This is a genomic window from Pseudalkalibacillus salsuginis (genome assembly GCF_021646685.1).
GTDB lineage: Bacteria > Bacillota > Bacilli > Bacillales > Fictibacillaceae > Pseudalkalibacillus > Pseudalkalibacillus salsuginis.
On the sequence record NZ_JAKJHW010000001.1, the window covers coordinates 126,140 to 138,363 of the forward strand.

Annotated in this window: 14 protein-coding genes; 4 read left to right on the forward strand and 10 right to left on the reverse strand. The window is 40.4% G+C overall.

From position 1 onward, the window contains the following. Positions 1–133 precede the first annotated feature (133 nt). The 5 genes from L1611_RS00660 to L1611_RS00680 all read right to left on the reverse strand — a co-directional run bounded on the left by L1611_RS00660 (position 134) and on the right by L1611_RS00680 (position 4,478). Entirely contained in the window at positions 134–1,414 is a 1,281-nt protein-coding gene (locus tag L1611_RS00660) for a Glu/Leu/Phe/Val family dehydrogenase (RefSeq protein WP_236311005.1), read from the reverse strand. Positions 1,415–1,892: 478 nt separating this feature from the next. Then, entirely contained in the window at positions 1,893–2,486 is a 594-nt protein-coding gene (locus L1611_RS00665; protein ID WP_236311007.1) for a genetic competence negative regulator, read from the reverse strand. A 140-nt stretch (positions 2,487–2,626) separates the two neighbouring features. After that, a complete protein-coding gene (locus L1611_RS00670; protein ID WP_236311009.1) occupies positions 2,627–3,403 on the reverse strand; it encodes a metallophosphoesterase in 777 nt (258 codons plus the stop codon). Beyond that, positions 3,400–3,795 (reverse strand): hypothetical protein, encoded by a 396-nt coding sequence (locus L1611_RS00675; protein ID WP_236311011.1) that lies wholly within the window; start codon positions 3,793–3,795, stop codon positions 3,400–3,402. Before L1611_RS00675 ends, L1611_RS00670 begins: the two co-directional genes overlap by 4 nt. 47 nt (positions 3,796–3,842) lie before the next feature. Continuing rightward, positions 3,843–4,478, reverse strand: a complete 636-nt coding sequence (locus L1611_RS00680) for a CBS domain-containing protein (protein ID WP_236311013.1) — start codon at positions 4,476–4,478, stop codon at positions 3,843–3,845. Between the two features lie 203 nt (positions 4,479–4,681). On the opposite strand from L1611_RS00680, the gene L1611_RS00685 reads away from it, so the two are divergent. Further along, complete coding sequence (locus L1611_RS00685) at positions 4,682–4,900, forward strand: hypothetical protein (RefSeq protein ID WP_236311015.1); 219 nt, start codon at positions 4,682–4,684, stop codon at positions 4,898–4,900. Between the two features lie 2 nt (positions 4,901–4,902). Here the strand turns inward: L1611_RS00685 and L1611_RS00690 are convergent, their stop codons facing one another. The 5 genes from L1611_RS00690 to L1611_RS00710 all read right to left on the reverse strand — a co-directional run bounded on the left by L1611_RS00690 (position 4,903) and on the right by L1611_RS00710 (position 8,974). Beyond that, entirely contained in the window at positions 4,903–5,370 is a 468-nt protein-coding gene (locus L1611_RS00690; RefSeq protein WP_236311017.1) for a DUF2663 family protein, read from the reverse strand. A 68-nt stretch (positions 5,371–5,438) separates the two neighbouring features. Next, positions 5,439–5,741: a hypothetical protein gene (locus tag L1611_RS00695; protein ID WP_236311019.1), complete on the reverse strand. Its 303-nt coding sequence runs from the start codon at positions 5,739–5,741 to the stop codon at positions 5,439–5,441. Between the two features lie 38 nt (positions 5,742–5,779). Beyond that, positions 5,780–6,409 (reverse strand): CPBP family intramembrane glutamic endopeptidase, encoded by a 630-nt coding sequence (locus L1611_RS00700; RefSeq protein WP_236311021.1) that lies wholly within the window; start codon positions 6,407–6,409, stop codon positions 5,780–5,782. Continuing rightward, positions 6,402–7,898: a RecQ family ATP-dependent DNA helicase gene (locus tag L1611_RS00705; protein ID WP_236311023.1), complete on the reverse strand. Its 1,497-nt coding sequence runs from the start codon at positions 7,896–7,898 to the stop codon at positions 6,402–6,404. Before L1611_RS00705 ends, L1611_RS00700 begins: the two co-directional genes overlap by 8 nt. A 2-nt stretch (positions 7,899–7,900) precedes the next feature. Then, entirely contained in the window at positions 7,901–8,974 is a 1,074-nt protein-coding gene (locus L1611_RS00710) for a YpbB family protein (RefSeq protein ID WP_236311024.1), read from the reverse strand. 284 nt (positions 8,975–9,258) lie between these two features. Here L1611_RS00710 and L1611_RS00715 point away from each other — a divergent pair, with 284 nt between their 5' ends. The 3 genes from L1611_RS00715 to serA all read left to right on the forward strand — a co-directional run bounded on the left by L1611_RS00715 (position 9,259) and on the right by serA (position 12,087). Next, a complete protein-coding gene (locus tag L1611_RS00715; RefSeq protein WP_225063847.1) occupies positions 9,259–9,507 on the forward strand; it encodes a ferredoxin in 249 nt (82 codons plus the stop codon). Between the two features lie 210 nt (positions 9,508–9,717). Next, positions 9,718–10,206 (forward strand): inorganic diphosphatase, encoded by a 489-nt coding sequence (locus L1611_RS00720; protein ID WP_236311026.1) that lies wholly within the window; start codon positions 9,718–9,720, stop codon positions 10,204–10,206. A gap of 306 nt (positions 10,207–10,512) precedes the next feature. Further along, a complete protein-coding gene (gene serA / locus L1611_RS00725; RefSeq protein WP_265738321.1) occupies positions 10,513–12,087 on the forward strand; it encodes a phosphoglycerate dehydrogenase in 1,575 nt (524 codons plus the stop codon). Positions 12,088–12,224 lie beyond the last annotated feature (137 nt).

Below are 12,224 nucleotides of genomic sequence, written 5' to 3' on the forward strand. Positions count from 1 at the left end.
CGCGGGTGTGCCACAAATTTCACTTAAAAGATTTCTCTTGAAAAATCAATTTTCAAATCATGTACAAACAAAAATCCCCTTATCATACCTTTTGATGATAGGGGATATTATCGTTTGTTTCAACTGAATTGCATTAGATCCATCCACGGAAACGGGATGCTTCTGCCATTTTACGGACACCGATCATATAGGCCGCCAGTCTCATGTTCACTTTTCGGTTCGTTGCAGTCGTCAATATATTATTGAAGGCTTTGACCATGACTAGCTCAAGCTTTTCTTCCACTTCTTCTTCAGTCCAATAATATCCTTGGTTGTTTTGGACCCATTCAAAATAGGAGACTGTGACGCCGCCTGCACTCGCAAGTACATCCGGTACAAGAAGAATATCACGCTCAGTAAGTATATTGGTAGCTTCAATCGTTGTGGGGCCATTCGCCGCTTCTACGACAATCGAGGCTTTGATGTTGTGAGCGTTGTGCTTGGTTATTTGGTTTTCAATTGCTGCAGGAACGAGAATGTCGCAATCCAATTCAAGGAGTTCCTGGTTTGTGATCGTATCTTTAAATAATTTTGTCACTGTACCAAAACTATCACGACGGTCCAGCAAATAATCAATATCTAATCCGTCAGGATCATGCAATCCGCCATAAGCATCTGAAATACCGATGACTTTTGCACCTGCATCATACATGAACTTCGCTAAGAAACTCCCAGCATTACCAAACCCTTGGATGACCACTCTCGCGCCTTCAATGTTGATTCCTTTTTTCTTAGCGGCTTCACGGATACAGATTGTAACCCCTTTAGCTGTAGCTGATTCACGTCCGTGTGACCCACCGAGCACCAATGGTTTCCCTGTTATGAACCCTGGAGAGTCAAATTCACGGATGCGGCTGTATTCATCCATCATCCAGGCCATGATCTGTGAGTTCGTAAATACGTCAGGTGCTGGAATATCCTTCGTCGGTCCAACGATCTGACTTATTGCACGTACATAACCGCGACTCAAGCGTTCCAATTCGCGGAAAGACATATCGCGCGGATCACATATGATTCCGCCTTTCCCTCCACCATAAGGCAAGTCTACAATTCCTGCTTTCAGGCTCATCCAGATGGAAAGAGCTTTTACTTCTGTTTCGGTAACATGCGGATGGAATCGGACTCCACCCTTTGTCGGTCCAACTGCATCATTGTGTTGGGCACGATAGCCCGTGAATATTTTTATAGAACCGTCATCCATTCTGACTGGAATCCTTACAGTCATCAGGCGGATAGGTTCTTTAAGAAGCTCGTATACCTCCTCTGGGTAACCCAGCTTATCTAATGCATCATTAATTACAGTTTGTGTTGATACCAAAACATTGTCTTGTCCATTTTTTTCTTGTTCATTATTTGAAGTATTGTTGGCAGACATGGTTTACCTCCCGTGATAATACCAATATAAAGTATGATTTCAATTTCTCAATGCATAGTATACACTCTACTAAGCGTAATGAGAAGTAATATCTACAAGTTTTCCTGTTATATTTTGAAACCGCTTTCTTCATAGTCTGTTGCTTTTTTATTAACAATACCCTGAATTAGAAAAAATAAGCGATACAGCATCTATTTATTTCCAATCCTGGTGTATTGAAGCAGCTATTTATTGAAATAAAGAAAAGCGAAAACGCCCTGATCAGCCACGAAGGTCACTGGAAGACCGACGAGGAGGCTCGAACCAAACAAAGTTCGGTTCTGCGTGGGTAACTTTTTAAGTAGTACTTCAATTTGTCGCCGCCGCAGGAGGATCGAAGTGAGAAAAGTGGTTTGGCGGTGGACACCGTAACCAATTCCTTATCTTTTTAAAAAGGGCTTGGCACAATTCATATCGTCCAGCCCTTACGTTTTATACACTATTTTTTTAGAAAGTATTTGTTGACTTGTTCCATTGCATTTACTTCCATGATCAATTTTCCATATTCTTTTACACGCCATTTGGTGATCGTAGAAGGACTTCCGAATTCAGATAAAAGTGCTACGAACATATCGACGTCAAGTAACTCATATTCTTCTTCTTCGAACGATATATAATAATGGCCGTTATAGTAAGTAATTTCTCCGCCGGTGATCCCTAATTGGTAGACTCTTGAAGCAAGTGCAACTATATCATCGAAGCCTTTAAACTCATATATGATATCATCACTTATGTCCATTGTCACTTGTAGTTCCAAGTACTCGTCATCATAGTCTTCGTCCTCACTAGTTGCTTGCCCCTTCGTTACAATGACCACCATTCCTTGAGCAGGCAAAGAAAACACTTCAACGGCGATTGGACCATCTGCTTTAAACCCTAGTTCATCATCTGCTTCCAGCATCATATCCCTGAATAATTCGTGGACCTTAGGCAGGTCCTGCCACATTTCTTCTTTAGAAATGCCGCGATCGTCAAGATCATCCAAAGTTAAAAACACTTTTATTTTATTATATGTTAAACGCTCCAGTCGCATATATGGTCCTCCTCAACAGCAAATACTCCACCTTTCTCTACACTATATGATGGTGCATACAGAAGGTTCTTGGTGGTCAGGTAGTTCTGTAAAGTTCTTGATCTGCCGCTTGGACGAATTCCTTGAATTCTAGAAACAGCTTATTTACTTTTCCGATAAAAAGTAAGTACATGGGTTTCAGCTGGAGCACAGAGCCTTAAAGGAATCTTTGTGTACCCGTAACCATTACTTATGAATACCTTAGTCTGACCATGGTCTTTAAAGCCGCCTCTTTCTGCAATCCCCCATTTGAATAAACGAATCTGGCCACCATGAGTATGGCCGCACATTACGAATCCGATTTCATGTTCCTTGAGGATTTTTCCGACAATTGAAGGATTGTGACTAGCGAGAATCTTATAGCTTGTCTCCTTTTCATTGGCATCAGCAATAGCCAATTCCAACTGATCCCGTTCCATAGTTGGATCATCTGTGCCTATAAGCGTAATAGTCTCTCCTCCTGATTCGAAACGTGCACAAGTATTGTCAAGAATAATGACTCCCTTTTCTCTGAGAAGTACATCCAACTTACGATAATCCCCCTCATAATCATTATTCCCCCATACAAAATAATTAGGTGCAATCTTTGAAAGTTGATCTAAATTTCTTGACACACGCTCGAATGGTACCTCTTTTTCCATTAGATCCCCACCAATGATGACGAGGTCAATCGAATCGTTAATTTGTTCCAGTAATTTATTCTCGATTTCCCTAGTATGGATATCTGAAATAAAAAAAACCTTTAAGCCATTGAAACTTTCAGGAAATTCATCTAGATAGAGCTCGTGGATCCTCACGACGTTCTGATGTGCTTCACGCCACATATAAGCAAGTAATATCAATCCTGAAGCCACCAATAACGCTAAAATAATAATCATTCTGCACCTTCCTGTCCCCGTTCAATCACATTACGTTGAGATAACGAAATAATACCATAAATAACGGAACAAGGTAACAATATAAAAATGAGCAACTGGTTCATATGGTAGAGAGATAACATACTCACCAGGACGATTGCACAATAAAGAATACCCACTACCCAAGATTGGGCCCTTGTGTGTTTGAAATCGGTAATGACCGTTTTGATCATGATGCCATATGCTATAACACCGATCAGTGTTAAAAATGCTGAAATGACAAAACGAAATGGATTTAAGACCAAACTCGAAACCCACTGCATAAATTCATCATACGATGTAGTAGGGATATCATTCACGACAGTAAACAAAGATAAATAACCGATCAATAATGCGATGATTCGTTTAAACACAAAAATCCCTCCCCTATACCGTATGAAAAGGGAAGGAATTTCATGTTTTAATCTTCCTTTATATCAAGAACTCGAAAACCGGATGCTTCAAGTTTTCTTATGAATTTATCAATGTTCTGCTGTTTTTCAACTTTCATGACAATTCTTCTTATGAACTTATCCGTTTCATCAAAGGTTGCAAGCGAAATGATGTTTTCATGAAATTGCTTGGCTATCTCTGCAAGCCTGGCAATCCGTCCTTCTGCTTCAGAGGAGGAAAACGAAATACGGACACCCTTCCGCTTCATACCGAAAGCACTTTGGAACTGTTCAAGGGTATCATATCGCGTAATGACACCTTTCAGATCACCAGATTCATCAACAACAGCTATAAGTGGACGATCCTGGACTGACAAAAGGATCTTCTCGAAAATTTCTTCTTCATTGATGAAATCATCCTTGTAATCCGCGATGTCACCAGCCACAGTTGAACTGAGGAATTCCTTCTTTTCTGTACCGGATTCAAAGAATGCCTTATAAATCCTGTTTAACGTGATGATACCTGCATATTTGTTGTTCCCTGTGACAACAGGCATCCCATCGATCTGATACTGATCCAACTTATGTAGGACATCTTTCAGATTATCTGTACTTTGCACAACATACGTTTTTATTTTTGGTATCATGATACTTTTAACAAACATCTAATCCCCCCAGACTAAATTGATGATACCTTACTCTTTTCGCCACCCATTTAGGTAATTCCTACTAGATAGTTTAAAATTTATTTTTTTATCAGAATATTAAAACAAATGAGGTTGAAAATTATGTAAATTTCCTTTAAGATTAAATTAAGAATTTGAGTATAAGAAAATTCAAAAAATTAAAAGTTAGGAGAGGACACATCATGACCATATCCAAGTTTACGAATAAATCTCTCGTACTAGATCAGGATTTGGAATACAGCCAGAAGATCGGACTCCCAGTTGAAGTGTTTTGCATGAAAGAGTATGAAACAGTTGCATTTGGCAGAATTCAACTGATCACAAAAAATCATGTGCAGATAAATGACCAGGTATTTTGCCGAAGCGAAAACGCATTCTTCGGCTGTCCTTGTCCCATGTAGGATTACTTGTGATATAAGTTGATATCATGTTCACTTTTCAGCCAATCGAATACCTCATGTCTATGTTTCCATGGAACTGGTTTTTCCCACAGTTCTTCTCCGCGTTCTATTGTTGCTATCCTTAATTCTTCGTACTCGTTTTCAGCCTTGGTATGCTTTTTCTTGTAATGGATCATCTGGATCACACAAAATACACCTGCAATCAAGAGAATGAATAACAGCTTATCCTTTGTAAGATCACTCATTATATCCCGATTCGTCAAAAACATCCGTTCCAGTGCTGGAAGCTTGTAGAAGTAAGTATATACAATACTGAAGAAAAGGACTACAAATAACGATAAAGACCACTTCAATAAAAGCTGCTCAAAACGTTTTTCCTTTGTTCTTCGTTCAATCAAATTTTTGACCACTTCCAACGTCACTTCTGAAATGAGATATTGTTTAAACTTCCAATACTGTAAACCATTCATTTAGATTCCCTCCTATTCAAAACTATGCTAGGAGGGAATGCGGTATACATCCGTTCACCTGATGTTTTTCATTTGATGATATTGATTAGACGGACTGTGCCTTTCTTCATTTCTTGATCCATGTTCATATCAGAAGATAAATAATAAACGATAAAGAAAATCATACATAGAAAAGAAATGACGATTCCACGTGTAATCCATAAATGAAGTTTACCTTGGCTGATCGTCTTTTTTTGCTGTGCTCTTGACCTTAAATGTTTTACGCTTCTTGGAGGCAGATTCATAATATCCACCTCATGACTTTGTAAAGGCGGTTCAGCGATATCATTCACTTTTCCCCGTAATGACGAGGCTTGATCTTGCAGGTCCAACTTGATATCCTCCTTATCAATACATTCTCTCACCCTGCTCACCTTCTATAACCATCGTCGATTCTTTTATCATTTATTGAGCGAACAGAGAGAAAGTTATACCGGATAATCAATCCTAAAAGAAAATCAATTCCAATATGAATGAGGATGGGGATCAATAGATTTTCTGTAATAATGAATATAGCGCCTAACAAGAAACTTAACAGTATGGCAAACAATAATAATACAGGTTTTGTAATATAGCGAATATGCATGAGAGCGAATAACAAGCTAGCTGGAACATATCCGATATTCGTCTGTAGGAGACCCCGGAATAATAGCTCTTCACAAATTCCGATGATTCCCGCGACCAGAATTAGATGAGGAAGGGATATATCAGAAAAGATCCTCTCATTGATTCCGCCATCGTCGATAAAATGCCTTGGAGCTTTTTTCCATAAAATTAGATCGACCAATACAACAAGTAGGATGACAGGAGTCGACCAGACGATGATCCTGAGCCAATCTGGTTGCAATAGTGCGATCCAATCTGCGAAGTCTTGTTGAAAGAATAAAGATAATATCACAGTCAATAAGAGAAAAATCCCCTGGGTCAAGTATAAATTAAGGTAAAGCTCACGCTTTGATAATGATTGGATGAGTTCTTTCTGATTCAATCGGTTAAACATCAACGTTCACCTGATGAAAAATGATAGCAAGTTCTTCTTCCCATGATTTTATTACTGGTCGTGGCGATTTCTCTTTAGAGGATTTGTAAGGTTCCAGGGATAATCCGCAAACATGACAACAGTTCAATGGACGTGTGACCAGTTTTTCTGAAAAAGCCCCTAATATCGATTCTCTTTTGCATTCCTCCGAAAGAATCCATTTTTTCATATATCGGATTCGTTCCCGCTTTTCTTTAATCCTCTTTTCAATGAATTCCACTAATTGATTTTTCCAAGTTTGAAAATCCCTCTCCTCCTCCCTAAAGAACTTTTCAACGTGAAAGTGCATGAACCGTTCAGCTGTTTCGGAGAGATTCAAGCTGGTTATGGATTGTTCGAATAACGTCCGGTCAGGCTTGTCCACATCAACCATGACACTAAAATGATTTATATCTTTTTTTGTAGGTAATTCTGCAGTGATGAGACGTTCTGGAATAAAATCATCATCCTCATGATAAAGCATCAAGGCGAGGCTTTCTTCTCCATCTCTTCCTGCACGTCCAATTTCCTGCAAATATGATTCTATATTCGAAGGAAAATGGTAATGTATAATGAATCGAATATCCGGTTTATTGATCCCCATCCCAAATGCATTCGTACAACAAATGACATCCAGCTCATCATAAATGAATTGCTTCTGGGTCAATAGCCGATCATCATTTTCCATTCCGCCATGATAATAAGCCGTTTTCTCGACTCCATTCCGCTTTAATGCCTCTGTGATCGTTTCTGTGACCATACGACTTGAAGTGTAAATGATGCCGGGGCCTTTCAACGTTTGTACATAGCGGATCAGGATATCCATTTTTTCGTTAGTCGTCTCTGCAATTTCACTTTGGAAGGCGATGTTTGGACGATCAACAGAATAGATGTGCATTTCCGGTCTGTCCAAATTCAAGAGCTTTATGATGTCATTCCTTACATTTACAGTTGCTGTTGCGGTCAATGCTAATATCGGCGGCCTGCCAATCCTATTACAAACTTCACCCAGCTTTAGATAATCTGTTCTGAATTCATGACCCCATTGGGATATGCAATGTGCTTCATCTACTACAAATAGAGCGACTTTCATTCTTGAGAGAGTGCCGGATAGCGTATCTGTCTGCAGGGTTTCTGGTGATACATAGAGGATTTTGTACCGTGTGAGATCACGTAATATTTTCATCCGCACATGGTACGGCATCCCGCTATGGAACGTACAGACCCTTTTCTCACCCTGACGCCTTAACTGCTCTACCTGATCTTCCATCAAAGAAATAAGCGGTGATACGACGACCACAATACCTTCCAATAGATAAGCCGGTAACTGGTAACAGATTGATTTCCCCGAACCGGTCGGAAGCATCGCAAACACATCGTTTCCGTCTAAAACATCCTCGATTATTTCTCTTTGTCCTTGACGAAAGGAACGAAAACCGAATCTTTCAGATAAGATGAGATCGATCGACAATACTATCCCTCCTTTTCCATGTGATGGCTGACTTCATGTTTAGCAAGTGTCAACCGGATTTGAAAGTAATCATAATCCTCGCCGAATGCCTTTTTTATTTCTTTCAGTCTTTTCGTACCTAAAATTTTTGAAACTTCTAATATACGTATCTGATCCGATTCAGGTATGTATCTGTCGATATCCATCTCCGGAACATGGATCGCGAGTTCCACAAGATGGTCTTCAATCGTACTAGGTTTCAATTTGCGGATGGCGGCCACTTCTTCTAATTGGAGCCCTTTGTTGATTAATTGATACGTTTTTCTGGTAGATCCAGTAAGAGCATAAGACTGCTTCATATCTTTTAGGAAAATATAGAGAACGGGATATGACTTCTGGCCATCTAGTATCTTTTCAACCATAAAATGAAGAGCTGATTGAAAACGGATATGGCATTCCATCGGATCCAATTGTAATCTTTCAGCCACTTGTAAAGCGGTTTGACCGATTCTACCCGATCTCGTCAATCGTAGAACAACATTTTCCGCATCTATGTCTTCCATCTTTTGGAGCAGGATCATAAGTTCATTGAAAAGCAAGGATGATGCCATTATACGGCTCTGCTTATCTCTCGGAAAGAAGTGTTTGACCCATTGCAATGTGTCAGGATTATTTTGTATTGGATGGAAATGGTGATCTTCATGCAAGGTATAGGAAAGTGTCTGGACAAACAGCGTCAAGCGTCTCCAGAATACGGTACTGAAGTCTCCATAACGCCAGCCATCCAAGGATGGCGGTAAAGGTCGTCGTTCCATTTGTTCCTGGAGCTCTATCCTGCCTGATTCCGACAAGCGAGGATAGGTGCCATCCTTTAACTCAATCAAGCCGTCATGGTGAAGTTCGTTTATCTTTTCCTGAAAATCATTGAATCTGTATCCTTTTAATATTCCGAATAAATGTGATAAATGAAACAACCTGCCATCTTGCACGGTCTGGGATGATTTTTTGCCGTTGAACAAATGAAACAGCCCTGATGTGGTCCTCTCACCGTCCATCCGGGAAATACCCAACAGTAAAATGGCATCCAAATAGTTCATGCCCTGTTCACCTCCTGTCCCTTTGTCCCTATTGTATCAAAGGGAGTTTAAATTGGGGCCAAATTCGGGAAAATTGGCTTATGTAGTCGTCAAACACTTTCAAAGCCTTGTTTGATAAGGATTCTCAATAAATTTAAATGTTGAAATCTCAATCTAACAGTTTTACAATAGTATCAAGGATAGAAAAATGGATTCATTTGGAGAATATGAACTGTTTTTTGAAATGATAATAAGATGGGTAATGAAAGAACAGATTCATAAATTTCTAGGAGGGTAATTTCGATATGCCAAAGTACACAATTGTTGACAAAGAAACATGTATTGCTTGCGGAGCTTGTGGGGCTGCTGCACCTGACATCTATGATTACGATGATGAAGGTATCGCATTTGTTACATTAGATGATAATCAGGGAATCGTGGAAATCCCAGATATTCTTCATGAAGATATGCAGGACGCCTTCGAAGGTTGCCCGACTGATTCAATTAAAATCGCGGATGAGCCTTTCGATGGAGATGCACTCAAATTCGAGTAAAAAATTTTCAAAAAGACGTCTTCCTTCCGGAAGGCGTCTTTCTTAAATCCTTTTACATATTAATACAAATGATAACCATTGTCAATTACTATGAAGATCCCATTTGAGAGATGAAACAACTGCTTTTTGTGTCTCTCAGTTTTCAAATGAAACTTGAATTGCTATAATAGGGTATTGTAAGTTGTACATATTCTAAGGAGGTTCTATAAAATGGCAAAAGTAGTCGACGCATTTATTGAAATTCCGACTGGAAGTCAGAACAAATACGAATACGATAAAGAGAAAGGTGTATTCAAGCTTGACCGTGTCCTTTTTTCTCCGATGTTCTATCCTGCTGAATACGGCTATCTTGAAAATACACTCGCCCTTGATGGGGACCCGCTAGATATCCTCGTACTCGTGACAAATCCAACTTTCCCTGGCTGCGTAATCGAATCCCGAGTCATCGGATTCCTGAACATGATCGACAGCGGAGAAGAGGATGCAAAGCTTTTAGCAGTTCCAGTTGAAGACCCACGTTTTGATCATGTACAAACGCTTGAAGACGTTCCAGAGCATACACTTAAAGAAATCTCTCATTTCTTCGAACGCTATAAAGACCTACAAGGAAAGAAGACAGAGATCGGTTCCTGGGAAGGCCCTGAAAAAGCTGCTCAATTAGTAGAAGAATGTTTAAAACGCTATCAGGAACAAAAATAAATGTTTAGATTTTAAGACCTGCGATAATATCCGTGGGTCTTTTTTATCTAAGGCTTTGTTATATAGGCAAAATCCACTCCTAAAAGAAAAGTGGAAGCGACCCGTTTAGTCACGAAGGTCACTGGAAAACTGACGAGGAGGCTGTCATCCCCGTAGGAGTCCATTGAATTTCCTGAAATTTCATGTATGCGCAACCTACGCCATATCGTTTTTCAAAGACTTCACAATCGTGCAAATTTTCAGTTGACATACCTTGTAAACAGTAGGAGAATCAGAAATTAATAATAGAAGGATGAGGTGAAGAGTTTGTTTCAAATCGTTATAAGTGATCCAATAAGCAGAGCGGGCTTAGAACCGCTTGTGAATACTGCTGGAATGAATCTTATTGAAAAAAACATTCATGAAGTACCCTCCAAAAAGGAGATCGACGCAATTCTAGTACGTAGTGGCACCAAGATTACACGGGAACTCATCGATGAAATGCCGAATCTTAAAATTATCGCCCGTGCTGGTGTTGGTATTGACAACATTGATTTGGATGCTGCAACCGAACAAGGAATTGTCGTCGTAAACGCCCCAAATGGGAACACGATCTCCACTGCTGAACATACCTTTGCCATGATGCTTTCTTTGATGCGTCATATCCCACAAGCAAACCGGTCTTTACGCAACCTGGAGTGGAAGCGTTCTGCTTTTACGGGACATGAAATAAACGGGAAGACCCTTGGTATCATCGGCATGGGTAAAATCGGTTCTGAAATTGCTAAGAGAGCTCTATCTTTCGGGATGGATATCCATGTATTCGACCCATTCCTCACAAAAGAACGAGCGAAAAAGCTGCAGGTAGAACTTGTTTCTCTGGATCAGTTACTGCAATCAGCAGATATCGTTACAGTCCATACCCCATTGAATGATGATACGAAGAATCTGATTAACAAAGACTCAATCAAAACAATGAGAAGAGGGGCTTATATACTTAATTGTGCACGCGGTGGAATCATTGATGAGAAAGCTCTTGTCGAGGCGTTGGAAGAAGGACATATTGCCGGAGCTGCACTGGATGTGTTTTCAGAAGAGCCATGTGCCAATGAATCACTCCTTCTACATCCGAATGTAATTGCAACCCCTCATATTGCCGCATCTACGGCTGAAGCGCAATTCAATGTTGCGCAACAGGTAAGTGAGGATGTATGTAATGTACTCGAAGGACGGCCAGCACGAAATGCATTGAATTATCCTGCCATTTCACGTGATGTACATGACTTCATTTATCCATTCATAGAACTGGCAAATCGATTAGGGACGTTTTTGTCACACTGTATAAAAACACCGATTAAGGAAATTCAATTGACCTATTCAGGAGAACTCACTGATCATGAGACACTTCCGGTAACGAGGAGCTTATTGTCAGGTTTCCTCAATTCCAGGGTCGATCAACCTGTCAATATCGTCAATGCCAACCTGATTGCCAAACAACGGGGGATCACATACGGTGAAACAATGGCCTCGGAAACTTTCGGCTACTCTAGTCTGGTTGATGTGAAAGTGAAAGGCGAGAACCAGATGGTATCCATCCAGGGGACATTGCTTCCTGGGCTTGGGGGCAGAGTCGTCAATCTGAATGGCTTTGATATCGATTTCACTCCGAAAGGCCATCTCATCTTCATCACCCATAATGACAAGCCTGGAGTGATCGGCAAAGTCGGGGAAGTACTCGGAAGACATGGGATGAATATTGCAACGATGCAGGTCGGACGGAAAGAAGTAAGCGGGGGTGCTGCAATGGTTCTGACATTTGACGAACCCCTTAACAACGAGACAATCAATGATTTACAGGAAAACACTGGTATAACAGCGCTCCTTTCAATGTCGTTGGACTAAAGAAAAGCGAAATCGCCCTGTTCAGCCACGACGGTCACTGGAAGTCCGGCGAGGAGGCTGTCGCCGCCGCAGGAGGACTGAAGTGATCCAAGTGACAGAGTCAGACATCATATTACCACACCACAACAAAAAGGGTT